Origin of the sequence: Bradyrhizobium ontarionense (genome assembly GCF_021088345.1) — a bacterium.
GTDB lineage: Bacteria > Pseudomonadota > Alphaproteobacteria > Rhizobiales > Xanthobacteraceae > Bradyrhizobium > Bradyrhizobium ontarionense.
Window position 1 is genome coordinate 6,625,001 of record NZ_CP088156.1, and the last position, 26,091, is coordinate 6,651,091.

The 26,091-nt window shown below is 63.2% G+C and carries 20 protein-coding genes, 1 tRNA gene and 2 pseudogenes (1 of these 23 running past the window's edge); 8 read left to right on the plus strand and 15 right to left on the minus strand.

All coding sequences use genetic code 11. The annotated features are described in order from the left end of the window. The 3 genes from LQG66_RS29205 to LQG66_RS29215 form a co-directional block, all read right to left on the minus strand. Positions 1–369, minus strand: partial view of an NAD(P)H-dependent oxidoreductase gene (locus tag LQG66_RS29205; RefSeq protein WP_231319302.1) — the 5' portion only. The gene continues 936 nt to the left of window position 1, outside the view; 369 of the gene's 1,305 nt are visible here — the first part of the coding sequence; it begins with the start codon at positions 367–369; its stop codon lies beyond the left edge, outside the window. A 207-nt stretch (positions 370–576) separates the two neighbouring features. After that, positions 577–1,377, minus strand: a complete 801-nt coding sequence (locus tag LQG66_RS29210) for a phytanoyl-CoA dioxygenase family protein (RefSeq protein ID WP_231319303.1) — start codon at positions 1,375–1,377, stop codon at positions 577–579. Positions 1,378–1,448: 71 nt separating this feature from the next. Further along, entirely contained in the window at positions 1,449–2,705 is a 1,257-nt protein-coding gene (locus LQG66_RS29215) for a M20/M25/M40 family metallo-hydrolase (RefSeq protein ID WP_231319304.1), read from the minus strand. Positions 2,706–2,848: 143 nt separating this feature from the next. On the opposite strand from LQG66_RS29215, the gene LQG66_RS29220 reads away from it, so the two are divergent. Further along, positions 2,849–3,391 (plus strand): methylated-DNA--[protein]-cysteine S-methyltransferase, encoded by a 543-nt coding sequence (locus LQG66_RS29220; protein WP_231319305.1) that lies wholly within the window; start codon positions 2,849–2,851, stop codon positions 3,389–3,391. Positions 3,392–3,426: 35 nt separating this feature from the next. Further along, positions 3,427–3,759 (plus strand): DHCW motif cupin fold protein, encoded by a 333-nt coding sequence (locus LQG66_RS29225; RefSeq protein ID WP_231319306.1) that lies wholly within the window; start codon positions 3,427–3,429, stop codon positions 3,757–3,759. 12 nt (positions 3,760–3,771) lie between these two features. Here the strand turns inward: LQG66_RS29225 and LQG66_RS29230 are convergent, their stop codons facing one another. From LQG66_RS29230 to LQG66_RS29245, 4 genes are all read right to left on the minus strand, one after another. Further along, a complete protein-coding gene (locus LQG66_RS29230; RefSeq protein WP_231319307.1) occupies positions 3,772–4,638 on the minus strand; it encodes an MBL fold metallo-hydrolase in 867 nt (288 codons plus the stop codon). 19 nt (positions 4,639–4,657) lie between these two features. Continuing rightward, positions 4,658–5,272: a glutathione S-transferase family protein gene (locus LQG66_RS29235; RefSeq protein WP_231319308.1), complete on the minus strand. Its 615-nt coding sequence runs from the start codon at positions 5,270–5,272 to the stop codon at positions 4,658–4,660. Positions 5,273–5,403: 131 nt separating this feature from the next. Continuing rightward, positions 5,404–6,246, minus strand: a complete 843-nt coding sequence (locus LQG66_RS29240; RefSeq protein WP_231319309.1) for a fumarylacetoacetate hydrolase family protein — start codon at positions 6,244–6,246, stop codon at positions 5,404–5,406. A 69-nt stretch (positions 6,247–6,315) separates the two neighbouring features. Then, positions 6,316–7,185 (minus strand): MBL fold metallo-hydrolase, encoded by an 870-nt coding sequence (locus tag LQG66_RS29245; protein ID WP_231319310.1) that lies wholly within the window; start codon positions 7,183–7,185, stop codon positions 6,316–6,318. A 114-nt stretch (positions 7,186–7,299) separates the two neighbouring features. Between LQG66_RS29245 and LQG66_RS29250 the strand changes: the two genes are divergently transcribed. Next, on the plus strand, positions 7,300–7,755 hold the full coding sequence (locus tag LQG66_RS29250) for a DUF3775 domain-containing protein (protein WP_231319311.1): 456 nt from the start codon (positions 7,300–7,302) through the stop codon (positions 7,753–7,755). A gap of 313 nt (positions 7,756–8,068) precedes the next feature. Here LQG66_RS29250 and LQG66_RS29255 read toward each other — a convergent pair whose 3' ends face one another. Next, complete coding sequence (locus LQG66_RS29255; RefSeq protein WP_231319312.1) at positions 8,069–8,851, minus strand: SDR family oxidoreductase; 783 nt, start codon at positions 8,849–8,851, stop codon at positions 8,069–8,071. A gap of 176 nt (positions 8,852–9,027) precedes the next feature. Then, positions 9,028–9,543, minus strand: a complete 516-nt coding sequence (locus LQG66_RS29260; protein ID WP_231319313.1) for a CvpA family protein — start codon at positions 9,541–9,543, stop codon at positions 9,028–9,030. Positions 9,544–9,652: 109 nt separating this feature from the next. On the opposite strand from LQG66_RS29260, the gene LQG66_RS29265 reads away from it, so the two are divergent. Then, a complete protein-coding gene (locus LQG66_RS29265; protein ID WP_231319314.1) occupies positions 9,653–10,414 on the plus strand; it encodes an SDR family oxidoreductase in 762 nt (253 codons plus the stop codon). A gap of 138 nt (positions 10,415–10,552) precedes the next feature. Here LQG66_RS29265 and LQG66_RS29270 read toward each other — a convergent pair. Together LQG66_RS29270 and LQG66_RS29275 are read right to left on the minus strand one after the other, a co-directional pair. Next, positions 10,553–12,151: pseudogene (locus LQG66_RS29270) on the minus strand (GMC family oxidoreductase). 178 nt (positions 12,152–12,329) lie between these two features. Further along, the gene (locus LQG66_RS29275) at positions 12,330–13,763 is read right to left on the minus strand and encodes a coniferyl aldehyde dehydrogenase (protein WP_231319315.1); all 1,434 of its coding nucleotides are present in this window, start codon (positions 13,761–13,763) and stop codon (positions 12,330–12,332) included. A 507-nt stretch (positions 13,764–14,270) separates the two neighbouring features. Here LQG66_RS29275 and LQG66_RS29280 point away from each other — a divergent pair. Continuing rightward, positions 14,271–14,347, plus strand: a tRNA-Met gene (locus LQG66_RS29280). 318 nt (positions 14,348–14,665) lie between these two features. Here LQG66_RS29280 and LQG66_RS29285 read toward each other — a convergent pair. Further along, positions 14,666–14,966 (minus strand): annotated as a pseudogene (locus tag LQG66_RS29285) (ABC transporter permease); the annotation flags it as partial. A 101-nt stretch (positions 14,967–15,067) separates the two neighbouring features. Between LQG66_RS29285 and LQG66_RS37475 the strand changes: the two are divergent. The 3 genes from LQG66_RS37475 (at position 15,068) to LQG66_RS29295 (ending at position 18,304) form a co-directional block, all read left to right on the plus strand. Next, the gene (locus LQG66_RS37475; RefSeq protein ID WP_425601365.1) at positions 15,068–15,130 is read left to right on the plus strand and encodes a hypothetical protein; all 63 of its coding nucleotides are present in this window, start codon (positions 15,068–15,070) and stop codon (positions 15,128–15,130) included. Between the two features lie 564 nt (positions 15,131–15,694). After that, positions 15,695–17,134 carry an AmmeMemoRadiSam system radical SAM enzyme gene (gene amrS / locus LQG66_RS29290; protein WP_231319316.1) on the plus strand — a complete coding sequence of 480 codons (1,440 nt, stop codon included), beginning with the start codon at positions 15,695–15,697 and terminating at the stop codon, positions 17,132–17,134. A gap of 300 nt (positions 17,135–17,434) precedes the next feature. Then, on the plus strand, positions 17,435–18,304 hold the full coding sequence (locus tag LQG66_RS29295) for a VOC family protein (RefSeq protein WP_231327991.1): 870 nt from the start codon (positions 17,435–17,437) through the stop codon (positions 18,302–18,304). 38 nt (positions 18,305–18,342) lie between these two features. On the opposite strand, the gene LQG66_RS29300 is transcribed toward LQG66_RS29295, so the two are convergent. The 3 genes from LQG66_RS29300 to LQG66_RS29310 are packed head-to-tail and all read right to left on the minus strand — an operon-like array spanning position 18,343 to position 25,888. Continuing rightward, the gene (locus LQG66_RS29300; protein WP_231319317.1) at positions 18,343–21,393 is read right to left on the minus strand and encodes an efflux RND transporter permease subunit; all 3,051 of its coding nucleotides are present in this window, start codon (positions 21,391–21,393) and stop codon (positions 18,343–18,345) included. Between the two features lie 23 nt (positions 21,394–21,416). Then, the gene (locus LQG66_RS29305; RefSeq protein WP_231319318.1) at positions 21,417–24,596 is read right to left on the minus strand and encodes an efflux RND transporter permease subunit; all 3,180 of its coding nucleotides are present in this window, start codon (positions 24,594–24,596) and stop codon (positions 21,417–21,419) included. After that, positions 24,593–25,888, minus strand: coding sequence for an efflux RND transporter periplasmic adaptor subunit (locus LQG66_RS29310; RefSeq protein WP_231319319.1), 1,296 nt, complete (start codon positions 25,886–25,888; stop codon positions 24,593–24,595). Before LQG66_RS29310 ends, LQG66_RS29305 begins: the two co-directional genes overlap by 4 nt. Between the last annotated feature and the right edge of the window lie 203 nt (positions 25,889–26,091).

The window sequence follows — 26,091 nt, forward strand, 5'->3', positions numbered from 1 at the left end:
CGCCAGCACGTCGGCTTCGACATTGACCATGACGATGTGCCTGCCGGCTTTGATGGCTGCGCGCGCGTGGCGAATGCCGGCGGCCGGGCTGCCGGTTGCTTCGACCACGACATCGATGCCGTCGCCGAGCGCCTTCGCGGCATCGGCACTGAACGTCGTGCGGGCGATCAGCTCGGCGTTCCATCCGACCGTTCGGCAGGCGTCCCGCGCGCGATCCGGATCGAGGTCGATGATGACGGGCACCTCGAGCCCCGCGACATGCGGCACCTGCGCCAGGAACATCGAGCCGAACTTGCCGGCGCCGATCAGGGCCACCCGGACGGGCTTGCCGGAGGCATTGCGGGCTTGGAGGAGGGAAAAGAGGTTCATTGCGGGATCCAGGATTTATGGAAGCGCGTGAGCACGATTATCAGTTTATCGTCATGGCCGGGCTTGACCCGCCTGCGGGGACGAAGCCCCTTCGGCGCGGCGAAGGCCCGGCCATCCATCTCCAACGAGCACCGTCGGCCTGATTGATGGATGCCCGGGTCAAGCCCGGGCATGACGGCTTTTTTTTCTGTAGCTCGTTTCGTGTCTCTACTCCGCCGCCTCGCGGTGCGCTCGTGCCAGCTGCAACAGCGCATCGTCGTCAAGCGTTGCGATCGGGGCGAAGTCGCGGTGTGCGATGTAGTCGGGCCGCGTCGGCGTGCGGATGTGGTTCGAGACGGCGTTGAGCGTGAGGTAGACGATCTTGCGCGGGTAGGGCGTGATGTTGCCGGCCGAGCCGTGCACGAGATTGCCGTGGAACATCAGCATGCCGCCCGGTTTGCCGGTCGGCGCGACGATGCCGCCTTCGCCGACCAGCCGCGTCACCGTTGTCTCGTCGAGCGTCCACAGCGGGTAGGAGGTCGTCTGCAGATCGTGGGAGGCCTCGAGATCGCCGGCATGCTGGCTCCGCGGCACCAGCATCAAGGGCCCGTTGATCGGCATCACCTCGTCGAGGAAGATCGCGACGTTCATCGCGCGCGGCTCCGGCATGCCGTCGTCGCGCTTCCAGGTGCCGTAGTCCTGGTGCCATTGCCAGACGTCGCCGGTGAAGGCCGATTTGGCATTGATCTTGAACTGATGCATGTAGACCTTCTCGCCGAAGACCTGCTCGATCGGTTCGATCATGCGCGGATGCGCGGCCAGCACGCGGAAGGCATCGTTATAGAGATGCGCCGCGAAGGCCGTGCGCGGCGCGCCGCTCTTCTCGCGCCAGACTTCCGGCCTGCTGGTGCCGTAGATCGCCTCGGCCTCGCGCGCGAGAAAGGCGGTCTCCTCCGGGCTGAACAGCTCGGGCAGGAACAGCCAGCCCTCGCGGTCGAAGAATGCGATCTGCTCCGGTGTCAGCTTCATGGTGTCCTCCCTCGCTTGGTTTCCTCGGAGAACGACCCGGTCTTCGCGCCGGGCTGGCTCCGCTGCATCATCTACATCGTCTTGCCCTGCTCGATCAGCATGCGCGTCATCAGATAGAGCCGCGGCACGATGGTCGTGCTGTCGATATACTCATTGTGGGCATGATAGTTGAAGCCGGCGATGCCGAAACTTTCCACCACGACGGCCTTGCCGCTGCGATTGGCGAAGCCGGCGTCGGTGGCGCCGCCGGTCATGTCGACGAGCGCGAGCGGCCGCTCAAGCTCGGCGTAGATCGTCTGCGCGTCCTTGCCGAGCGCCCGTCCGCGCTCCGAGGCGACGAAGGGCGGCCGGCCCTTTTCGATCGTCACCTTCACCTCGGTGTCGGGCACGAGATGGGTCTTGATCTTCTCGTCGAGCGCAGCCTGCAGCTTCTCGACGCCGTCGGCGACCGTGACACGGATATCGCCGCCGGCGCTCGCCTTCTCGGGGATCTGGTTGCGCACCGTGCCGGCCGCGGCCGTGGTCCAGTTCAGCTGGGTACCCGGAATCGATTTGGCGATATCCCTGGTCTGCAGCAGCTGATGGGAAAGCTCGATCAGCGCGTTGCGGCCGAGATCGGGCGCAGCGCCCGCATGCGAAGCGCGGCCGGTCACCTGCATCGTGGCGGTCGCGGTCCCGCTCGCGCCCAGCAGGAGGCTGTCGACCGGTGCCGCCGGCTTGGCCGCCGTCGGCTCGCAGGACAGCACGACGTCATGCTGGTCGGCGAGCTCGGCGATGAATTCTCCCGAGCCGATGGAGCCGACCTCCTCATCGGGATTGAACGCCACCGTCAGCTTCGCGTAGTCCCGCCAGCCCATGTCCTTCAGGATCTGCAGGCTGTGCAGGACCACGGCGATGCCGCCCTTGTCGTCGGCGATGCCGGGGCCATAGATCAGGTCGCCTTCGACATGATAGGGCTCGGTCTTGAGGATGCCGGGCTGGTACACCGTATCCATGTGGGCGATCAGCATCAGCTTGCGGCGGCCGGTGCCCTCGAACGTTCCGATCACCATGTCGGCGCCGACGCCGCGCGTGGTCTTGCGCCGCTCCGTCGTAGCGCCGAGCGTCCTGAGCCGACCTTCCGTGAAATCGGCCATCTTCTTCAGGCCTTCGACATCGCTCGATCCGGATTCGATCAGCACCATCTCGCGCAGGGAGTCGACCACCGCCGGCTTGGCCTGTTCGGCGGCGGCCTTGAGCTTGTCGTCCGGTGCGGCGTGGGCGCCAGAGAGATCGGCCGCAGCGGCGAGCAGGACGAGCGCTGCGAGGCGCGAGGGGAAAGGCGTCATCCGGGGTCTCTGTCTCGTTGGTTCATGGCCGAGCCTGCCCGGCCGCGCCTGTCGACATTGGCAGAATCCGGGTGGATCGCAACATTCTCCAAGCCTATTTTGACCGGCAGATGATACGGGGCGGATCGGCGATGGAGCCTGCCATGTCAGACCACAGTTTCGCACTTTTCGACACCGCGATCGGCGCTTGCGCGATCGCCTGGGGACCGCGCGGCATCAATGCGGTGCAACTGCCGATGGGCGGCGTCGCGCAGACCCGCATCCGCATGCAGCAGCGTTACGCTGATATCGCCGAGGCCGAGCCGCCGACCTATGTGCAGCGCGTCATGACACGCATCAAGGCGCTGCTTGAAGGAGAGGCGGATGATCTCGCCGACGTTGCCCTCGATCTCGACGGCGTCAGCGCGTTCCAGCGCGGCGTTTATGAGATCGCGCGCCGGATCCCGCCGGGCAGCACCTTGACCTATGGCGATATCGCGAGGCAACTCGGCGGCGTCGAGCTGTCGCGTGAAGTCGGCCAGGCGCTCGGCCGCAACCCGTGTCCCGTCGTGGTGCCCTGCCATCGCGTGCTCGCCGCCGGCAACAAGCCGGGCGGCTTCTCCGCCAATGGCGGCGTCGACACCAAGCTGAAGATGCTGGCGATCGAGGGCGCAGCCGTGAACCATACGCCCAGCCTGTTCGATTGAGGCCCGGCTTCCCCCTTAGGACCAAAGAGCCCGCGATGAAGATTCCGACGCTTCCCTTCACTGTCACCGACTGGTCGGCCGTTCCCGCGACGGAGCATCCGGGAGAGCAGGGCATGGCCTATTGGCGGACGCTGATGATCGGCGACATCCGGGTGCGGCAGGTCGAGTACACGCCGGGTTATCTCGCCGATCACTGGTGCGATCGCGGCCACATCCTGCTGGTGCTCGAAGGCGAGCTCGAGAGCGAGCTCAAGGACGGCCGCAGGTTCACCCTGTCGGCCGGCATGAGCTATCAGGTCTCGGATCTCGGCGACGCCGCGCACAGGTCGTTCACGCCGAAAGGCGCCAAGCTGTTCATCGTCGACTGAGGTTGATGGGCGCTACACCGACTCGCAAATGAAGCCATTGCCCTTGCGCCTGATGCGGCCGACCGAGGGCGACGGGAAATGGGCCGTGCAGCACAGCGTCGCCGTGTCGCAATAGCGATCGAGGAAGTTGCGCCGCGTCGCCGCGGCCTGCACCGGATCGACGTCGAATTTCGGCGACAGCTCGGGATAGCCGAGCTGGAGCGGCGAGTGCATCAGGTCGCCGGAGAACACCGCGTCGTCTCTGCCCTTGCCCACGGCCATCGCGACATGGCCTGGTGTGTGACCCGGCGTCGGCAGCAGGCGGACGTGATCGCCGATCGAAAACTCGTCGCCCACGATGTCGGCTCGCCCCGCCTCGACGACCGGCAGCACGCTGTCGGCGAAGGCAGGCACCTCGGCCTTGGCGTTCTGCGCCACCCAGTAATCATACTCGCGCTGGGCGAACACGTAGCGCGCTTTGGGGAAGGTCGGCACCCAGCGACCATTGTCGAGCCGCGTATTCCAGCCGACATGATCGGTGTGCAGATGCGTGCACATCACCACGTCGATGTCGTCGACCGACACGCCTGCGGCCGCCAGCGCCCGCATGTAGGCGTCGTCGGTCTTCATGTTCCAGACTGGCCGCGCACGCGGCTTGTCGTTGCCGATGCAGCTGTCGATCAGGATGGTGTGATCAGGCGTCTTCACTACATAGGACTGGAAGCAGAGGATCAGCGCGTCCTGAGCGTCGAGGGCATTGGCAGCGCGCATCTCGCTGCGCGTCGCGGCGAGCACGTCCGGCGCCAGGTCGGGAAACATCTCGCGTGCCGGCAGGAAGCTGGTTTCCTGCTCGACGATGCGATGGATGGTCGTATCTGCGACCGAAAACGTCAGCGTCACTCGATTGTCCCCAAAATGATCAGGCCGCCGGCGGCAACGAGATCTTCATCGACTCCCGCTCCATCATCTTCTGATGGAACGCGTCGAGCGCCGGGAACGCCTTGCGCCAGCCGCAATCGGCAAAGCGGAAATCGGCATAGCCGAGCACGCATACGAGGCCGATCGAGACGATGTCGAACGGCCGCGTCATCAGGTCGCTCTGCGCATTGAAGCGGGCCATGCCCATCCAGGCCCTGTTCCAGTGGTCGTCCGACCAGGCCTTCCAGCGCATGGCCTCCGGGCGAACCATCGCCTCGTAACGGCAGAGCAGCATCGAATCCAGCATGCCCTGCAGCATCGAATGCTCGCTTTTGACCTTCCAGCGAGTCGAGCCCGATGTCGGGATCAGCTTGTTGCCGCCGGCGAGCTCGTCGAGATATTCGACGATGACGTAGGAATCCAGGATGACGTCGCCATTGTCGAGGATCAGCACCGGCAGCTTCTTCAGCGGCGTGATCTTCGAGTAGTCGTCATTGGCCTGGCCCGGTATCACCGCTGCGGGCACGAATTCGATCTTGTCGATCAGGCCGAGCTCGATGGCGGCGATGCGCACCTTACGGGCGAACGGAGAGGCGGGCGAGAAGGTGAGTTTCATCGTTGAGTCCTGGCCGACGCAAATGGACTGGTGTCATTGCGAGGAGCGTCAGTGACGAAGCAATCCAGTCCGGCTCTGCAGCGGCGGCTCTGGATTGCTTCGCTTCGCTCGTAATGACGGCGGTTGCCGTCTCAAGCCTCGACGATCTCCTGGCGCTGCTCGCCGAGGCCCTCGATGCCGAGTGTGATGACGTCGCCGACATTGAGGAAGGTCGGCGGCTTCATGCCCATGCCGACGCCCGGGGGGGTGCCGGTGGTGACGATGTCGCCCGGCAGCAGCGTCATGAACTGCGAGACATAGGAGATGCACTTCGCCATGGTGTAGATCATCGTGGCGGTGGTGCCGGTCTGGCGGCGCTGGCCGTTGACGTCGAGCCACATCGACAGGTTCTGCACGTCGGGAATCTCGTCCTTGGTGACGAGCCACGGGCCGACCGGGCCGAACGTGTCGTGCGACTTGCCCTTGGTCCACTGGCCCAGGCGCTCGATCTGGAAGTTGCGCTCGGAGACGTCATTGCAGATGGTGTAGCCGGCGACGTGATCCAGGGCCTCGGCCTCGGAGACGTATTTGGCGCGGGTGCCGATGATGGCGGCGATCTCGACCTCCCAGTCGAGCTTGGTCGAGCCGCGCGGCTTCTCGACCTGGTCATAGGGACCGCACAGCGCCGTGCTGGCCTTCAGGAAGAAGATCGGCTCCGACGGAATCGGGTTGCCGGTCTCCTTGGCATGATCGGAGTAATTGAGGCCGATCGCCACGAACTTCGAGATGCCGGTGACGGGCGCGCCGAGCCGCGGCTTGCCGGAGACGGCGGGCAGGGAGGCCGGATCGAGGGCGGCGAGCTTTTTCAGGGATTCCGGCGCATAGGCCGCGCCGTCGAGGTCCTTCACGTGGGCCGACAGGTCGCGCAACTGGCCGGATGGATCGATCAGGCCCGGCTTTTCCGCGCCCTTATCGCCGTAGCGAACAAGCTTCATTGGTTTCTCTCCCTGACTCCTTGGTATTCCAGGGCCCTGTCATGGAGCATGGCGGGGCGAAATTCAACCTTAGGGGCTATGCACCGCCGCTGCCCCTATCGCTTCGAAGCGGAATGCTGCGCCGTCCCGCCGGATGATGCCGGCGTCGAAATGGCCGCCGATCACGAGCGTGGCGGTTTCGGCGAAGCGCGAGAACAGCGCTTGCCGTGTCGCAATCGCCTGCGCCGGGTCGGCGTCGACGGTCGAGCTCCAGTCGAGACGCGCCATCTGGCAGGGATGGTGCGCGACATCCGCCGTGAGCACAGCCTCCGCACCGGCGGAGCGGATGTGCAGGCTGACGTGACCCGGGCTGTGCCCCGGCGTCGGGATCAGCGTGAGCTCGTCGCTGATGACGGCGTCGCTGGCCACCAGTTCGGCCTTGCCGGCGTCGACGATCGGCTGCACGGAATCGGCGAAGGTCGCCGTCTCGTCGGGGGCCGCGCTGTGGTCGCGCCAGTGCTCATATTCCGTGCGGCCGAAGATGTAGCGCGCGTTGGCGAACGTCGGTATCCAACGGCCGTCGACCAGCCGCGTATTCCAGCCGACATGATCAACATGCAGATGCGTGCAGATCACCATGTCGATGGTGTCGGGTGCAAAACCAGCGGCGCTCATCATTTCCAGGAACGGCGTGGTGCGGTTGTTCCACACCGGCACGCTGCGGCCCTGCTTGTCGTTGCCGAGCCCGGTGTCGACCACGATGCGCCGGGTCGGCGTCTCCACCACCATTGTGTGGATCGACATCTTCAGCCGGCCTTCCTCGGTGGCGAAATCGGGGGTGAGCCAGGACAGCTTGCGGATCTCCTCGGGCGTGGCCTGCGGCAGGATGAAGCGGGTGCCGCCGACCGTCTCCAGCTCGGCGAATTTGGTGATCCTGACCCGGCCGACCGTCCAACGCATGCCCTTCCCCGTTTTGTTCTTGATGGCGGTAACGATGCAGTCTCGCTCGTCCCTGCGCAATGGATCAACTGTCCAGACCAAGCGTTGTCCCAAACTGTCCAGGAGGAGACGGCCATGCCAGAGCTGACGATATCACCCGAGAAGGTCGCGTTCCTGATCGAAAAGGCGCGCGAGTTCGACGTCAAGGAAGAGGTGAGCGACGCCGAGTCCGGCTCGAATGCCGCCGATGACGACATGGTGGACGTGCTCCAGGACTCCGGCGACGATCCGGTCGTGGGCGAGATCACGGGCTTCATCAATGCGATGACAGAGGACGAGCAGGCCGATCTCGTCGCGCTGATGCGGCTCGGTCGCGGCGATGGCGACATCGACGATTGGAGCGAGTTGCGCAGCGAGGCGGGCGGGCAGCGCGATCGCCATACCGCGCGTTATCTGTTGGGTGAGCCGATGCTCGGCGACCTGCTCGCCGAAGGCCTTGCGGCCTTCGGCATCGACTGGACCGAAGACCGTACCACGGCGGATTCATCCAGCCCGAGCCAGCGCGACGAGGACGAGATCACGAAGCAGTAGATCGTTCGGAAGAGACGGCGGGTAGTTGTTGGCGCCGTACTGACGATAACAACGAAGTCTTTTGCGTATTGGAATCGAGCTTTCGCCAAGACGGCCGTGCGCTCCCTTTCCCCGTTCTTACGGGGCCGCGACGAGCTTCGCTCGCGCTGAGAGGGTTGGGGTGAGGGGCAGACGCGCGGGAAGTGCGAGTGGTTAGACCTGTACCCCCTCACCCGGATTGCATCTTCGATGCAATCCGACCTCTCCCCGCAAGCGGGGAGAGGTAAAGCGACGGCGACAGTTTCGCCCAAAACGGCCGCGAAGAAGCACTGTCTTACAGCGTCCCCGGGAAAGCGCCGCCGTCGAGCAGGATGTTCTGCCCGGTGATGAAGCCGGCCTTGGCGCCGCACAGGAAGGCGCAGGCGAGGCCGAACTCTTCGGGATCGCCGAAGCGTCCGGCCGGATTGAGCTTGGCGCGGTCGGCCAGGATCTGCTGCGGCGTGACGCCGCGCTTCTCGGCTTCGCCCTTCGCCGTCGTGAGCAGGCGGTCGGTCTCGAACGGACCCGGCAACAGCCCATTGATGGTGACGTTGTTGATGACGGTCTTGCGCGACAGGCCGGCGATGAAACCGGTGAGGCCGGCGCGGGCGCCGTTGGACAGGCCGAGGATGTCGATCGGCGCCTTCACGGCGGCCGAGGTGATGTTGACGATGCGGCCGAACTTGCGCGCCATCATGCCGTCGACCGTCGCCTTGATCAGCTCGATCGGCGTCAGCATGTTGGCGTCCAGCGCCTTGATCCAGTCGTCGCGGGTCCAGTTGCGGAAATCGCCGGGCGGCGGGCCGCCGGCATTGTTGATCAGGATGTCCGGATCCGGGCAGGCGGCGAGCACGGCGGCGCGGCCGTCCGGCGTTGTGATGTCGCCCGGAACTTCGGTCACGGTGATTCCGGGATTGGCAGCGCGGATCTCGGCCGCGGTCTTGGCCAGCGCTTCGGCGCCACGCGCGGTGATCGTGACGTGCACGCCCTCATTGGCGAGCGCGATGGCGCAGGCGCGGCCCAGTCCCTTGCTGGAGGCGCAGACGATGGCGCGGCGGCCCTTGATCCCGAGATCCACGATTAATCACTCCACGATGTCTGTGAGGTTGGAAGGAAGATGCCGCCATTCTAGCCAACCGGACCGCCGCTGATAAGAGCAGCTGCCCTGTGTCGAATTGCATGGCTCGCGGGGTGCCGTGCCGGGTGCCATGCCGGGTGCCTTGGAGGCGTGCCTTAGGGGGCGCCTTGGGGCGATCAGATGCGCCGTTCCTGCTTGAGGCGGTCGAGGGCGCCGGCGAGCTCGGGTGGCAGCGAGCGAAAGCCCTTCGCGCCCGCGAGCGACAGCAGCGGCCGCAACCGCGATCCTTCGAGGAAGCGCGGCTGGCGCTCGGCCGGGACCAGCCCATCGAACACCAGCACGAGCGTGGTCGAGACCATGCCGACCCTGATCGCGCCGAGCAGGGCGCCTCCGAGCCGGTCACCGAAGCCGGCTTCGAAGCCGATCGCCTCGTCCAGCAGGATGCGGCCGATCTTGCCCAGCGCCACGCCGATGACGAGGAACGCTGCGAAGAACTGCAACCAGTTCTGCGCCAGGGGCGCGCCGTGCGCGTCCTGCAGCTGCGGGCTCATCGCCGCGACGGCTCCCATCGCAAGCGGCATCGCCAGCAGATAGGCCAGAATGGTGATGGCGCTGCGCAGCAGTCCGGTCGAGAAGCCGCTGTAGACGGCGATCACCAGGGCGGCACATGCGGCGAGGTCGAAGGCGTTCATGGCTGATCCGCTGTGTAGGTTTGCCCGCGTAAACAAATCGCCTTTGCGCTCCTTCAAATCGTCTGTATCAATTCGCGCCAACGAAACGAGGGAGCGCGAGGGTATCTGCATGTCCGACCTGTTCGACGTCAGCCGCGAAGTGGTCCTGATCACCGGCGCAAGCCAGGGACTCGGCCGGCAGTTCGCGCGTGTGCTGTCGGCCCATGGCGCTGCCGTCGCCCTCGCCGCGCGCCAGACCGGCAAGCTCAAGACGCTCGAGGAGGAGATCAGGGCCAAGGGAGGCAGGGCGGCAGCGGTCGACATGGATGTGACCAGCACCGCATCCATTGCCAAGGCCATCGATGCGACGGAAGCGGCGCTCGGGCCTGTTACGGTGCTGATCAACAATGCCGGCATCGCCGTGGAGAAGCTCGCGGTCGAGCAGAGCGAAGCCGATTGGGATGCCGTGATCGGCGCCAATCTGAAGGGCGCCTATTTCGCCGCCACCGAAGTTGCGCGCCGCATGATGGCGCGCAAGGCGGGCGGCAATATCATCAACATCGCCTCGGTGCTCGGCTTCAGCGTGGTGAAGTTCATTTCGCCTTACGCGATCTCCAAGGCGGGCGTGGTGCAGACCACCAAGGCGCTGGCGCTGGAATTCGCCGCCCACGACATCCGCGTCAATGCGCTGGCGCCCGGCTATATCGACACCGACATCAACCATGACGTCTGGGAGACGCCTGCCGGCGAGAAGCTCATCAAGCGCATTCCGCAGCGGCGCGTCGGCCATGAGAGCGATCTCGACGGCGCCATCATGCTGCTGGCGTCCAACGCCTCGCGCTACATGACCGGCAGTGTGGTCACGGTGGACGGCGGCTTCCTGCTGACGTGATCCGCCGCTGTTTCAACGCACGCCGTCATGGCCGGGCTCATCCCGCCTGCGCGGCCGAAGCCGCTTCGGCGTGACGAAGGTCCGGCCATCCAGGCCCATTAACCCATCCACGCCCATCAGCGCCGATGCTCAACTCTTTCAGCGCATCTCCGCCCGGATCATCTCAGCAGCCTTCTCACCGATCATGATGGTCGGCGCATTGGTGTTGCCGCCGATCAGGCTCGGCATGATCGAGGCATCGACCACACGCAGGCCCGACAGGCCGTGCACCTTGAGGTGGGGATCGACGACCGCGAACGGATCGTCCACGCCCATCTTGCAGGTGCCGACGGGGTGATAGACGGTGTCGACGCGCGCGCGCAGGAGCGCGCGGATGTCGTCATCGGTCCTGACATCTGCCGTGAACAGGTCGCGCTTCTGCAGACCGCGCATGGCCGGCGTCTCCATCAGCCGTTGCGTGGTCCGGTAGCCTGCGACCATGGCCTCGAGGTCCTCCTCCTCGCCGAGGAAGTTCGGATCGATCAGCGGTGCGGCGAGCGGATCGGCATTCTTCAAAGCAACGGTGCCGCGGCTCTTCGGCCTGAGCAGGCAGACATGGCAGGAAAAGCCGTTGCCATGGCGCTTGCGGCCGTGATCGTCGGTGACGGCCATGCCGAAATGCAGCTAGATGTCGGGCACGTCGAGATCGGGCCGCGTCTTCAGGAAGCCGCCGCATTCGGCGAAATTCGAGGTGATCGGTCCGCGCCGCTCGCGGCGATATTGGGCTGCGCCGCGCAGCAGGCGGCTGATCCCGCGCGGCGACAATGACGAGAAATTGGGGTTGTCGGAGGTGTAGGCGAAGATGAAGTCGGGATGATCCTGCAGGTTCCGGCCGACGCCCGGCAGATGGTGGACGCTGGCGAGGCCGAGCCGCGCCAGCGCGGCCTGGTCGCCGACGCCGGAGAGCATCAGCAGTTGTGGCGTCTGGAACGCGCCGGAGGCCAGGATCACCTCGCGCCGGCAGCGGATCTCCTTGACCTCCTTGCCCTGGCGGTATTTCACGCCGACGGCGCGCTTGCCGTCGAACAGGATCAGCGACGCATGCGCCGATGTCTCGATCCGCAGATTGCGGCGCGTGCCGAGATGCGGCTGGATATAGGCGCGCGCGGCGCTCCAGCGCTCGCCATTGCGCTGGGTCACCTGATAGAGCCCGAGCCCTTCTTGCGTCTCGGCATTGAAGTCGTCGCGGATCGGAAACTGCGCCTCGCGCGCCGCCTGCAGGAAGATCTCGTGCACGGGATTGTCGGTGCGCAGCCGGTTGACGGGCAGCGGTCCCGATTGGCCGTGATATTCACCATCGAACTCGGCGTTGTTCTCCGCGCGCTTGAAATAGGGCAGCACGTCGTCATAGGACCAGCCGGCGTTGCCGAGCGCCGCCCAATGGTCGTAGTCGGCGCGGTGGCCGCGGATGTAGACCATTGCGTTGATCGCCGAGGAGCCGCCGAGCCCGCGGCCGCGCGGCTGATAGCCGGTACGGCCGTTGAGACCCTTCTGCGGCACGGTCGTGAACGACCAGTTGTTGACGGGGCCTGCCACCATCAGGAACAGCATGTAGGGCGTGGTGACGATCCAATTGTCGTTGCGTCCGCCGGCGTCGAGCAGGGCGACCGATGTCGCCGGATCTTCCGACAGCCGCCCCGCGACGGTCGCCCCTCCGCTGCCGCCGCCGACGACGATGAAATCGACTTCGTCCGTCACACTCTATCTCCCTGATCTATTGTTTCTCTTGCTCTTGTTTTCCGTCATTGCGAGGAGCTGAAAGCGACGCAGCAATCCGCTTCTTTGGCGAGACTGGATTGCTTCGCTTCGCTCGCAATGACGGCGGCTCTCATGTCGGGATTCCGGGGTCGCGCGTCGCGCGCCCCGGAATGAGGGGCTAGGATAGAAACCGCAGCAGCTTCTCGATCCGGGCGATGCTGGCGCCGTAGGGCGGATAGAGATCCTTCATGCGGTTGAACGGCGAGCGATAGAACACGGGCTTCAGCTTGCTGAAGCTGTCGAAGCCCCATTCGCCGTGATAGTGGCCGATCCCCGAGGCGCCGACGCCGCCCATCGGCTGGTTCATCTGGGCGAAATGCAGCAGGCAGTCGTTGATCGTGACGCCGCCGGAGACCGTGCGCGCGAGCACGGCGTCACGCGCGGCCTCGTCGCGGCCGAACCAGTACAGCGCCAGCGGCCGGTCGTGGGCATTGATGTAGCGGATCACTTCGCCGGCGTCGCGATAGGTGACGATCGGCAGCAGCGGGCCGAAGATCTCCTCCTGCATGATCGCCATCTCCGGCATGGCGCCCACCACGACGGTCGGCGGGAATTTGCGCAAGCTCTTCCAGGCGGGGTCTTCCGGACTGGTCGTGTGCAGCAGCTTGGCGCCGCGCGCGACAGCGTCCCTGGCGAGCCCTTCCAGCCGCGCATAGTGCCGATCGGAAATGATCGCGGTGTAGTCCTTGTTCGCGGGATTGGTGCCGAACATCCGCAGCATGTGCCCATGGACCTTGCCGGCGAACTCGTCGCGTCGCTGCTCGGGCACGAACACGTAGTCGGGCGCGATGCAGGTCTGGCCGGCATTGAGCAGCTTGGCGTAGGCGATACGTTCGGCGGCCTCGTCGAGATTGGCGGACGCATCGACGATGGTCGGCGACTTGCCGCCGAGCTCGAGCGTCACCGGCGTCAGGTTGCGCCCCGCAGCCTCCGCGACGATGCGGCCGACACGCGTGGAGCCGGTAAAGACAAGGTGATCGAAGGGCAGAGCCGCGAAAGCCTGGGCGATGCCGTCCTCGATGCCGGTGACGGTGAACTCGTTCGCGTCGAAACGAGCCGCAATCAGCTCCTTGAGCAGCGCCGAGAACTGCGGTGTCAATTCGCTCGGCTTGATCATGACCCGGTTGCCGGCCGAGATGGCGCCGATGGCGGGGGCCAGCGTCAGCTGCAGCGGATAGTTCCAGGGCGCGATGATCCCGACCACCCCGAGCGGCTGCGGTAGCAGCCGGTTGCGCGCCGGCCAGAACTGCAGCGCGGTGGCGATGCGCCGCGGCGCCATCCACCGCGACAGCACCTTCAGCGTGTGTCTGATCTCGGCCTGGAGGAACAGCGTCTCGGCAATCGTCGTTTCGACCGCGCAACGGTGGCCGAAATCCGCCGAGATCGCCTGCTCCAGGCGCTTCTCGTTGTCCGTCAGCATCGCCCGCAGCCGCTTCAGGCTGTCGAGCCGGGCCGCCAGCGGCGGCGGCGGCGCGTTGCGCGAAGCCTCGATCATGGCGTGAAAGGCATCGTCGAGTGCAGACAGCGGCGGGCTCTTCAGGGACTGGTCCATGGACGTCTCCTCGGGTGTCCTGCGGCCGCATGCCCGGCCGTCGTTCTGGTTGGTGCCCGAAGCTGCAGCTTTGCCGAACCCTTGGCAAGCGCGCGGCGTCTGTTTCCGCCCGGATCGCCGCGAACGTCCCGTCAAGCGTTCGGGGCTGGCTTTCCGCGGGTCCGCCCGAGACCCTGCCGCCGATGTTCGAGGAACTGCCCGTTTCGCCGCGGCAAGGCGCTGCCACGCGTCGCGGCCAAGCGCGGGCGTGTTCATAAGCGCATGAATTCGCGCGATTCTTTCTGTGGTATCGGCGGCTCAGCACGGTGTCACAATCCCGCAAAAAAACTTACCGAAAGGCCTTTCCAAACCGGCCTCGCATTGGTACATACCGCCCGCACCCGACGGCTGGTCCAGCCATCGGGCTCAAGCCTTCTCCGGAAGCCATTGGGATGGAACGGCACGCGCGAAAGCGTGAGCCAGGAAACTCTGATCTGTTTCTAAATGAGAAGTGCTGCACCGGTTTAACGCGGGGTGGAGCAGCCCGGTAGCTCGTCAGGCTCATAACCTGAAGGTCATAGGTTCAAATCCTATCCCCGCAACCAACGATACCGACTCCCGTAGCCGCCAGGCTGCGGGAGTTTTGGTTTGTGCGCCCCTTTCCCCGTTGTGAGCCGCTGTCCAGCTGAGAACGGTCCCCATGGAGCCCAGCATCGATTTGGCCGCGCTGGCGCCTGGGCGGAGGACGATGCGGTCGACCGGGTCGCGCACAGCCTGGGCGGCCTCGGTCCGGTGGGCAACCTTCTTGGCGTCCAGTTGCGAGGCCCTTGGAAGCATGCCCGGTATCGGCAGGCGCATCGACGAACAGAGCAGACAGCTCCGCCCTTTGCTGCACTGCGCGTGAAAGCACGATCGCGCCCGCATCAGGCGCGCTGCATGCCACAGCGCCGGACCGTTGCCGCCTCGATGGCGCGGAACAGGCCGAGCTCGAACGACGCGGCCGATCAGGATCACCATCATCGGGCCGGCGAAGCCCCTGTAGGTGAACAGCTCGTCGCGATCGCGGAAGTTGAACCAGCCGAGATCGCCCTGGCTGGCGCTGACGCCGAAGACTAGCTCGGCAGCGCTCAGCGTGCGCCAGGCAAAGGCCCAGCCGATCTTCAAGCCAGACAGGATCGGCGGCAAAGCAGAGGGATTGAGGATATCGCCGACGTAGCGGCGACCTTGCGGTAGGCAAAGTCGCGCCGCGTCCGGGCTGAGCCGGCAGATCGACGGCATCGCGCTGGTGCTTTCCGGCCTATCTGCATCTGACCGAACTGCAGCCGATCGGCAAGCATGCCGTCCGGCTGTTCTTCTCCGACGGCTATGATCGCGGCATCTATCCCTGATCCCATTTCCGCAGAGCAAGGCGCGGCTTCGCTGCTTTTGTGCGCTGATGCCATCGCGCGCGTTGCCGCATAGCAGCGTCCGGCGATCGCGCCATCAACTTCGGCGTGAGGCGCAGCAGCGCCGAATTCGACTTTGCTTGAAGTGCGGCGATGCGGTGAGTTCGCATCGATTGTATAGGTTCATTTCACCGGCTCTCGGTGCGCGTCAGACGACACTGCAACGCGTCCGACGGTGTCCATGCCTCGTCGCCAATGCCTGTCGGGCCGATCCCCGCTGTGAACCGTGCATGCGATCGGACGCAAGCGTTTTCTGACAGCGCTCGTGCCACAAGTACACCCGTGGCAGAGATGCAGATCGAGGCGCGCAAGCACTCCATGCGATTATTCAAGGATGACAGCGACTTCCATCCGTGTCGCGTCCAGTGATCGGTTGCGTCACTGTTTTGAACATTGACAACTATTGTAATTTTAGGTTGAATAAATCTAAGGTAGCCGAATGATGGAAAGATAACTAAAAATAGAGTTCTCTTACTGCTATCCATGCCCGCAATTGAGAGTTCGAAGATGAAGCAGTGGCAGACGTCATATCAGCAGGCAAGGCTCGAGGAATTGCTGCCCGATGGGAGAGTTCGCTGTCATCTCTCCCCACGAAATTGCACGATGCGGGAAGGACAGGACGGTGCGTGCAAGGTTCGCGGGGTAAGAGACGGTCGTCTCGTGACGATGAACTATAGCAAGTCGGTTCATCCGACCCAGGAAACCATCGAGACGGAGGCGGTCAATCATTTCTCGCCCGGTGCAGCGATCCTCTCGTGCGGAAACATCGGTTGCATGATGTCATGCAGCTACTGCCACAACTGGCGGACATCGCAGGCCAAGCATGTGCTCGACAGCGATATCTATCAGATGACGCCGGAGGATGCCGTCGAGATTTGCCTCCGGCGCAACCTCAAGGTCATAAGTTTCACCTACAACGATCCCGTCGTCTGGCACGAGTGGGTCGTTGATACTGCGCGGTTGGCGAAGGAGGCCGGGATCGTCACCCTGTACAAGTCGGCGTTCTACATCTCCAGCAGAGCGATTGACGAGCTGATCCCGCATATTGATATCTTCTCGATCTCCCTGAAATCGTTGGATCCGCACTACTACAAGAAATACACGGGTGGGCGGCTGGAGCCGGTGCTGGAGGGCATCAAACAGGTGCACGCGTCGGGGCGTCACCTCGAACTTTCGACGCTGATGATCACCGACATTTCAGATAATGAAGAGACCGCAAAAAAGGTCTCGAATTGGGTTCTTCGCGAACTCGGTTCGACGATACCGGTCCATTTCGTGCGGTTTCATCCCGATTTTCGGATGCGAAACACGGTTCGGACGCCTGTGCACCGCATCGAGCGCGCAAGAGAAATCGCGATTGCGGCCGGCGTCGAGCACGTCTACCTCGGAAATGTGTACGATACAAAGTTCAGCAACACCTATTGCAACCAGTGTGGGACGGAGCTTGTAAAGCGCTACGGCCTCAATGCCCAGGTGCTCGCGCTCGACGAGCAGGGACATTGCACCCAGTGCGGCAAGGACGCTCATTTCAAGTCAATCGGTCTGCGTCAACCCACGGCAGCATCGAAATCCGCCGGCGCAATTGCGGGCAAGCATTGTTGCTTTGAGTGGCACGGTGACGTCCGCTCGCTGCATGTCCATCTGGTCAACCCGACCGACCAGTGGCTGAGCGGCTGGTATCGTTCTCGCCGGGCCGGCGGTCCCGCCGGCGGGTGGAACGAGGTGAAAATGAAACCAGGCGAATCCTGGAGGTTCATCATCGCCAAGTCCGCGCTGGATGACGTTGGCCCGGAGATCGTGGTCCCCGAAGAAATGACCACAAATCTCCATGAGGTGTTCGATCGTGCTCATTTCCCGACAGTGCGTATCGAAGATGCCCCATTCGGGGGAGACGTCACGCCCTTCCCGATGTACCAAGGCCGCACCATAGAAGCGAGCGCATCCTGAGGGCGTGGTCGAGTCGGCCCGGAATCGATTCTCAATCGCCGTCGGCGCTCCGTTCTCAGGACGGGTCCCCGATGGCCCTCTGTGGTCCGGTGAGGGCCGTGGAGCGTTGTTTCCGCGAGGGGGGGGGCCTGATGCCTTCGTAGAGAGCGCCCCAGCCCAGGCCCCTCTGTCGACCTCTCCGCGCGGAGCGGGACGGGTTCTTGTGGCGAACCGATTCCCAGGAATTTCTAGACTTTAACGCGGGAAAGCGTAGAGCTGACGGCATCACCGTTACCATGTTGCACCGGGAAGCCGGTGACGATGCTCGTGTGCCTGTCAATGGCCAAATCTCTACTCGCGACACTTGTTGCGACCGTCCTGCTGCTGGCCGCTCCGGGCCATGCCGCCGAAGTTACGGGAATGGACCATATTCCGATCGCTGTTCGCGATCTTGGTGTTGCCATCCGGTCCTACGAGCGCCTGGGCTTCGCCTGGAAACAAGGAAGGTATCATGCCAACGGGGTCAGCAACGGGCACATCAAGTTTCCCGACGGTACCGAACTCGAACTGATTTCCGCCGTCGACGCAGTTGACGACCTCACGGCGGAATATCGCCAGTTTCTCGAACGAGCGGAAGGGCCTGCGTTTCTCGGCTTTTTCGCGCCAAGGCGGACCGAATTGATCGATCGGCTGAGCGCTGGCTTCGTATCAGCCGATTTCAGCGGCTCCTGGATCCGGTTCCCGCAATCCGATCCGCTCCACTACATCTTTTTCGGCCAACGCAATGCGTCGGCGACCGACCGGCCGGAGCACTTTGCGCATCCCAATGGGGCGCAATCGCTCGTCGGCGTGTGGCTCGCGGGTGACGATTTCAGCAGAGAGCAAGAGCTGTTCAGATCGCTGGGCGCGACCAGCTCCACTGAACGCGCCTGCACACCAGAATGCGGTCGATGGGTCCAGTGGCGTTTCGCCGAGAGCGAGATAACTCTGCTGCCTTCGTCGCGTGGTTTGAGCTCCAGCCGCAAGATTGTCGGTGCCGTGGTCAGGGTCCAGAGCATTCGGGCAGCGAAGGCATTCCTGCAAGGTATCGTTCCAACGCTGACGGAGGCCCACGGCAAGCATTGGGACAGTATCTTCATCCCGCCCGAGGTGACGCACGGCATCTGGCTCGAACTGCGCGAAACGCGCTGAGGCTGCGCAGGCCCGCCGATCGTAGCCGGGAGAGGGATCTAGCCCAAACCAGCCCTGGCGGACTTCGAGGCGAAGCGGCCCAGCAGCAAGTACATCGCGGGCGTCGTGTACAGCGTCAAAACCTGCGACAGCAGCAGACCGCCGACCAGGGCAATGCCTACCGGCTGTCTCAATTCGTGACCTGGACCTGTGTTCAGAGCCAGCGGGCACGCGCTCAGAAGCGCTACGATGCTGGTCATGACAATAGGCCTGAAGCGAGCGCTTGCGGCTTCGCGGATGGCTTGTATCGGGGACAGGCCATCCTTCCGTTCCGCGGTGATTGCAAAGTCTATCATCATGATCGCATTTTTCATCACGATGCCGACGAGCAGGATGCAGGCGATGGAAGACATCAGGTTCAATTCGAGCCCCGTCAACGACAATGCGAGGAAGGCGCCGAAGGTTGCCGATGGGAGGACCGAAAGAACAATGACGGGATGAACGAAGCTTTCATAGAGCATGCCCAGAACGATGTAGATTGCGAGCAAGGCGGCGATGAATAGCAGGACCGTCGTGTTTTGCGATTGAGCTGCTTCGCCTGCCTCCCCACGGAAGTGGGTCTTGACGTCATCCGGGATATTGGCTTCGACCTCGGCCTTCCGGATTGCGGAGATGGCGTCACCGATCGACACGCCGGGCTTGGTATCGAACGAGATCGTCGTCGCGGGAAAACGGTCGTCGTAGTTCAGCCACATCGAGCCATGGACGCGCCGCGGCCGCGTCACCGATGACAGAGCGACCTGAACTCCGTTCAGTCCGGGGACGAAGAGCCGGTCAAGCTGCGATGGATCCGTCTGCCGCGCCGGGTCCACTTCCAGGATGACCTCGGAGAAATTCAGAGGCAGGTAGATCAGGTTGATCCAGCGCTGGCCGAAGGCGTCGTACAGCGTGTTGTCGATGCCGACCGGCGTGACGCCTCTGCGAGCTGCTCTCGGCCGGTCGATCACCAGCCCCGCCTCCAATCCTGTCGTCTCGCTGTTCGTTATGAGATCGCGAATTTCAGGAAGAGCGATCAAGCGCCGCCGCATCGTTTCACTCCAGCGCGCCACCAATGCAGGGTCAGTCGAAGACACTACATATTGAAATCTGAGCGCGTTGTTCTGTGTCCCTACGTTCAGGTCCTGGATCGGAATGAAATAGGTTGCCACGTCCTTGAGCGGGGCGAGCTTTTGCCGCAGCCGCTCGCTGACCTCCTGTACCGATTCATGCCGTTGCTCAGGGGGGCGCAGATTGACCATCATGTAGCCCCAGGACATCACGCCGCCAATGCCTGCGCCGATATATGAGACCAGATCGCTGACGGCGGGATCGCTCTGGATCGTGGTCGACACCTGGCGCTGCAGCCTTTCCATTGCGGCGAAGGAGATACTGGGATTGCTGTAGGTGCGGACGAACAGAATTCCAGTGTCCTGCGTTGGCATGTAGCCTTTGGGCAGCGCAACGTAGAACCAGGCTGTGCCGGCAAGAATGCCGGCAATCGTGGTGATGACCAGGAATTGGTGCCGGATGGTCCAGTCCAGGCTGCGCAAATAGCCTTCAACGAACCCGTGCCCATGAGCGGTGCGGCCCGTCGATCTCCCGGGCTGCCGGGCGCAAAGCATTGGCGTCAGCGTCAACGACAGGACCGCCGAAAGAATGATCGCAATCATCAAGGTGAAGCCGAACTCACGAAAATACCTGCCGACAATGTCCGGCATGAATATGACGGGGATCAGAGCCGCGATCAGGGCGGCCGTTATCGAAACGATCGTAAAGCCGATCTGGCGCGAGCCTTTGATTGCGGCTTCGATGGGGCTGCTGCCCTCTTCAATCAGGCGCGTCGTGTTCTCGATGACGATGACGGTGTCGTCGACCACGAAGCCGACGGCGATCGTCAGCGCCATGAGGGATAGATTGTTCAGACTGTAGCCGAGAGCATATATCGCGGCCAACGTCCCGGCCAGCGTGACTGGCACCACGACACTCGAGATCGCGGTCGTCCAGAGTCGCTTCAGGAACAGCGAAATGACGAGCACGATGAGAATTGAGGCGACCGCGATCGTCATCTGAATGTCGGCTATCGAGGCTCGGATCAGCAGCGTACGGTCGTATGCAACATTGACCTTGATCGCCGGTGGAATCCAGCGACTGAGCTGTGGAACCAGTGATAGGATCTCGTCGACGGTCTCGACGACATTGGCATCAGCTTCGCGGTAGACAAACAACAGAACCGCCCGTTCGTTGTTGAACCAGCCGGCCAGCTTGGTGTTGAGGACACTGTCCTCGACTCTCGCAACGTCACGCAACAGGACGGGAGCCCCGTTGCTCCAGCCGACCACGATCTGGCGATACTCGTCGGCATGAAAGAGTTGGTCATTGGTGCCGATCGTATACACTCTGTCCTCGACAGAAATGCTGCCTTTGGGAAGATTCAACGAGGCGGAAGCCACAGCTGCGCGGACATGTTCAAGTGAAAGCGACATGCCGGCGAGCGTGTCGGGATCCACCTGAATGCGGACCGCGGGGCGTTCGGCGCCGCTGATGACCACCCGCGCGACGCCTTTCACCTGCGATAGTCGCTGAGCGACGATCGTATCCGCATAGGCATAGACGTCGCTGGAGTCCACCACCTGGGAGGTGAGCGCAAGGGCGATCACGGGCGCCCCGCCGGGATTGGCCTTGTAGTAGATCGGCGGCTGGGGCATGCCCGACGGCAGGTTTGGGCTGGCGGTGTTGATCGCCGATTGAACCGCATTGGCCGCAGCATCGATATTCACGCTCAGCTCGAACTGCAGCGTGATCTGCACGCCGCCCTGCGTGTTGAGCGATGACATTTCGACGAGGCCCGGGATCACCCCCAATTCGCGCGATAGCGGGACGTTGATCGAGGTCGCGACGATGTCGGGGCTTGCGCCCGGCAGACTGGCCCATACGGCAATCGTCGGGCGCTCGACCGTGGGAAGCGATGCAATGGGCAGGCGGAAGTAGCAGATGATGCCGACCAGCAGCAGGCCGAGCGCTAGTAGCGTCGTAGCTACGGGCCGCTTGATGAATGGTTCCGAGATGTTCACGTCTGAACAGCCTGCAACATGCGTCAGCCGGTCGCCGCAGCATCGCCGCGTGAGTTCGCTGCCCCGAGAGAGGTCGCGCGCCTCATCCTGCGTTGCAGGCGATCCAGGAACAGATAGATGACGGGGGTGCTATAGAGGGTCAGGAACTGGGACAGTACCAGTCCGCCGACCACGGCAACGCCGAGAGGATATCGCAACTCGGAACCGGTGCCGGTTTGGAGAGCCAGCGGCAGCGCGCCGAGCAGGGCGGCCATCGTCGTCATCATGATCGGCCTGAAGCGCAGGATGCTGGCACGATAGATGGCGTCTTCGGCGGAAGCTCCCTCGGTACGCTCCGCATCGATCGCGAAGTCGACCATCATGATCGCGTTCTTCTTGACTATGCCGATCAAGAGGATGATCCCGATCAGGGAGATGATGTTAAGGTCTTGACCGGTGGCCATCAATGCAAGCAGAGCGCCGACGCCGGCCGAAGGCAGGGTGGAGAGAATGGTGATCGGATGAATGAAGCTTTCGTAGAGCACACCAAGCACGATGTAGACGGTGACGATCGCGGCCAGGATCAGCCAGACCGCGCCGTCCTGCGAGGATGTGAACTCGGCCGCCGTTCCGACAAGGGTCGTCGTGATCGCTTCCGGCAGGCCGATGGAATCCTGAACCCGGAGGAGGGCCGTGGTGGCCTGGCTCAGTGAGACTCCAGTTGGCAGGTTGAAGGATATCGTGGCCGCAGGGAACAGGCCGAAATGGCTGATCGTGACCGGCTCCATGGTGTGCCGCACCTTTGTGAAGGTCGAGAGCGGTACGGCTGCTGATGATTGCTGATAACCAAGACCAAGACCGTTGGTGGATGCGCCCAGATTGCTTGCCTGGGTTCCGGCCGTGACGAATATGCGGTCCAGGATGTCCGGAGTCTGCTGGATGGCTGGTGTAGCTTCCAGGACTACGTGGTATTGGTCGAACACGGAATAGATCGTCGCGATCTGTCTCTGACCGAAGGCGTCGTAGAGGGTCTGGTCTATCGCCGCCATGGTGATGCCATAGCGCGCCGCGATTTGGCGGTCGACGATCAACTCGATGTGAGGCGCCTGATCCTGCAGATCGCTCGTCGGGTCCTCAATTTCCCTGACATGTCCCAAGGCGGCCAGCAACTTGTTGGTCCAGGTGCGTAACTCGTCCTCGTCGAGGTCCTGAAGCACGTATTGATATTGGGTGCGCGACAGGCGTGTCTCGAGCCGAATATCCTGAGCCGACTGCAGGTGCAGCCTGGTACCCGGTTCGTTCGCGGTGGCCGCCAGCAGGCGCTTCATGATCGCCTCGGCCGAGGCAGCCCGCCGGTCGGGGCTTCCTATGTTGATGTAGAGCCTGCCGCTGCTGAGCGTATGATTGGTTGTGTCGGCTCCAACGAAGCTCGCGACCGAGATGACGTCCTTGTCTCTTGCTATGATTTCACCGAGCGCGCGTTGGCGGGCGGACATGTTCGCAAACGAGGTATCGGCAGGGCCGTCCGTCACAGCGATGATCAGGCCGGTGTCCTGCTGGGGAAGAAATCCCTTTGGGATCGCGACGTAGAGCCAGACGGTCAGGATGATGGTCGACAGGGTGAACAGGAGGGTGACGTGTTGATGGCGCAAGACCCATCCGAGGCCACTTTCATAACGGTTCAGAAGCCATTGAAACCCCCGCTCGCTGAGACCGGCGATCGCGTTTTCCGGTCGAGCGGCCGCCGACGTCATGAACTTTGCGCACATCATCGGCGTGAGCGTCAGCGACACGGCCGCGGAGACGATCACCGCTATTGACAGCGTGATCGCAAATTCGTGGAACAACCGGCCGATGACCCCGCCCATCAGAAGCAGGGGAATAAAGACCGCGATCAGCGACACGGTTAGCGAGATCACGGTAAAGCCGATCTGGCGGGATCCCTTCAGCGCCGCTGCCAGCGGTGCCTCGCCATCGTCGACGTAGCGAGTGATGTTCTCGATCATGACGATTGCATCATCGACGACAAATCCCGATGCGATCGTCAGGGCCATCAGGGAAAGGTTGTTCACGCTGAATCCCAGCAGCGCCATCACGCCAAACGTAGCAATGACGGAGACCGGCAGGCTGATGCTCGGAATGACCGTCGCCCACAAGCGGCGCAGGAACAGTGCGATCACCAACACCACGAGCGCCATCGCGCTGGCGAGGGTAAATTGAACATCGGCAATGGCCGAGCGAATCGTTACCGTTCGGTCGGCAACGATCGATATCTCCAGGCTCGGGGGGAGATCGGCGCGGAGCTTGGGCAGCAGCCGGTTGAGCGCCTCCACAACATTGATGATGTTCGCGCCCGGTTGACGTTGAATGTTGAGGATGATTGCCGGACGGCCGTTGTACCAGCCAGCCTGTTGCGTGTTCTCGACGCTGTCGACAGTCTTGCCGACGTTGCGCAGATAGACCGGCGCTCCGTTACGGTAGGCGATGACGATACCAAGATATTGCTCGGCGTTGAACAACTGGTCGTTGGCACCGATTTGAAACGACTGGTGGCTCCCGTCGAGGCTGCCCTTGGGATTGTTGGTGGTGTTGGCGGCGACCGCGCGCCGGACATCTTCAAGGGAAAGCCCCAGCCCGGCCAGAACGGCGGGGTTCACCTCGAGACGAACGGCTCGCCGCTGTCCGCCTTCGACGGTCACAGCGCCAACGCCTTTGACTTGCGACAGCTTCGGCACGATGACCGATTCCACGTAGGTGCCAACCTCGTGAAGCGGGAGAATGTTGGAGGTCAAGGCGAAGATCAGAACAGGGGTGTCGGCCGGATTGACTTGGCGATACACGGGGGGCGTGGGCAATGAGGCTATCGGCACCCAGTTCGAGGCCGAGTTGATCGCCGCCTGGACATCCTGTGCGGCCCAGTCGATCGGCCGAGATAGCGCAAATTGCAGCGTGATCTCGCTCGTTCCTGACGAACTGGTCGAGCTCATCCCAGTCAGGCCGGAGATCTTGCCGAAATAGTGCTCAAGCGGCGTGGTAACCGAAGTCTCCATGACCCGCGGCGATGCCCCGGGATAACCAGTGGTCACTTGAATGGTGGGGAACTCGACGGCGGGTAGCGGAGATATCGGTAGAAACCAGTAGCCAAGCCCGCCGAGGAGAACGACGGCGCACACCAGAAGCGTGGTCGCGATCGGACGCAGGATGAACGGAGCCGAGATATTCACTTGGATGCCGAGGTCGTCCTCGCCCCCGGTGCCGCATCCTTGTCCGTGCGTACAATCTGGACGGGCGTCCCGTTGTCCAAGCGATAGTGACCATCGACGACGATCGTCGTGCCGGCAGGCGGCCCGCGCTTCAGAACAGTACGGCCTCCAAAAATCTGTCCGATCGTAACCGGGGTGTACACGACCTTGTCGTCGTTCACGACCCAGACGAAATCCTGGTTGGGCCCGTGCCTCACGGCTGAGGAGGGCACGGTGAGGGTGTCGCGTTGCGTGTCCACGATCACCCGGCCGTTGACGAAATCACCCGGCCAAAGCCTGAGCGAGGTATTTGGGAAGGTCGCCTTGAGCTTGATCGTTCCGCTCGTGGGATCAACTTGATTGTCGACCGTTTCGACGATGCCGCGGTCAAGCTCGGTCGTTTGATCCGGGGCGAAGGCGAGGACGGGAATCTTGGCTCCGCCCGGCCGCAGTTGAGCTGTGGCGGCTGCTACGGAAGAGATGGTGAATATGACCGAAATCGGCTGCAACTGCGTGATAACGGCGATCGTGCTCGGGCTGCTGGCCTGGACGTAGTTGCCGACATCGACTTGGCGAACTCCGACCTTTCCGTCGATCGGCGAGACGATCGTCGCGTAGTTCAGTTGCGCCTTTGCGTAGTTGATCTGAGCCTCGAAACTGAGGAGGTCCGCGCGGTATTGCTCGACGAGCGCGCGTTGGTTGTCGACCTGCTGCCGGGTGGCGAAATCCTTGACGGCGAGAGTCTCGTAGCGTTTGAGGTCGAGCTCCGCGGCACCGAGCTGAGCGAGCTTGCTGGCCCGGGCCGCTTCCTGTTGCTGAAGTTGGGCCTGATAGGGGACGGGGTCGATCTTTGCCAGTAGATCGCCGGCCTTCACATCCTGTCCCTCCTTGAACAAGATCTCGGTGATGTACCCGTCGACACGCGCCTTGACGTTGACCGTGTTGTAGGCCTGGACAGTACCGATGCTGTAGACATAGATCGGAACGTCATCGGTGCGCACCTGGACCACGGCGACAGCCGCCGCTGGCGATACGGGACGCATCGCCGGGGTCGGGACGTTTTGGCCCCAGATCGTCAAGCGGGATGTCAGCTCCGTACGGTAAAGGGCCGAGCCGGCCGCTGCGGCCGTCAAGATGACGGCGAACCAGACGAGAAGCCCTTTGGATACCCTGGTCTTCGGCGGCTGCCCCGTCACGTTAGCCCGTTGGTGGCTGCCAGCTTGAACCCGTTCGTCCACGATGTCGGCCTCGTCGATCTGCCAATGTCGCATCATCTTTCGAGCCTGGATGGTCCGAGAGATGCAATCTCTGATTGCACGTCTGATCCTGGGACAATCGCCGCTCAGCTTGGCTGCAGGCCTTCGAAGCCTAAATCTAAGATAGCATAGAACGGCAAGCGACAAAGGAAAATGAGGTCTCGATTGGACGGCTCTCAAGGCCTTCGGCGATGCCGGCGAGCTGCGCCGCACGCGTGGTC

Excerpts from the sequence above, each read along its gene's own strand:
- LQG66_RS29310 (WP_231319319.1), bottom strand. The coding sequence starts at position 25,888 with ATGATGCGACATTGGCAGATCGACGAGGCCGACATCGTGGACGAACGG.
- LQG66_RS29260 (WP_231319313.1), bottom strand. The coding sequence starts at position 9,543 with ATGAACGCCTTCGACCTCGCCGCATGTGCCGCCCTGGTGATCGCCGTC.
- LQG66_RS29295 (WP_231327991.1), top strand. The coding sequence starts at position 17,435 with ATGCTCGTGTGCCTGTCAATGGCCAAATCTCTACTCGCGACACTTGTT.
- LQG66_RS29240 (WP_231319309.1), bottom strand. The coding sequence starts at position 6,246 with ATGAAGCTTGTTCGCTACGGCGATAAGGGCGCGGAAAAGCCGGGCCTG.
- LQG66_RS29275 (WP_231319315.1), bottom strand. The coding sequence starts at position 13,763 with ATGGACCAGTCCCTGAAGAGCCCGCCGCTGTCTGCACTCGACGATGCC.
- LQG66_RS29250 (WP_231319311.1), top strand. The coding sequence starts at position 7,300 with ATGCCAGAGCTGACGATATCACCCGAGAAGGTCGCGTTCCTGATCGAA.
- LQG66_RS29265 (WP_231319314.1), top strand. The coding sequence starts at position 9,653 with ATGTCCGACCTGTTCGACGTCAGCCGCGAAGTGGTCCTGATCACCGGC.
- LQG66_RS29235 (WP_231319308.1), bottom strand. The coding sequence starts at position 5,272 with ATGAAACTCACCTTCTCGCCCGCCTCTCCGTTCGCCCGTAAGGTGCGC.
- LQG66_RS29215 (WP_231319304.1), bottom strand. The coding sequence starts at position 2,705 with ATGACGCCTTTCCCCTCGCGCCTCGCAGCGCTCGTCCTGCTCGCCGCT.
- LQG66_RS29225 (WP_231319306.1), top strand. The coding sequence starts at position 3,427 with ATGAAGATTCCGACGCTTCCCTTCACTGTCACCGACTGGTCGGCCGTT.
- LQG66_RS29220 (WP_231319305.1), top strand. The coding sequence starts at position 2,849 with ATGTCAGACCACAGTTTCGCACTTTTCGACACCGCGATCGGCGCTTGC.
- LQG66_RS29245 (WP_231319310.1), bottom strand. The coding sequence starts at position 7,185 with ATGCGTTGGACGGTCGGCCGGGTCAGGATCACCAAATTCGCCGAGCTG.
- LQG66_RS29210 (WP_231319303.1), bottom strand. The coding sequence starts at position 1,377 with ATGAAGCTGACACCGGAGCAGATCGCATTCTTCGACCGCGAGGGCTGG.
- amrS (WP_231319316.1), top strand. The coding sequence starts at position 15,695 with ATGAAGCAGTGGCAGACGTCATATCAGCAGGCAAGGCTCGAGGAATTG.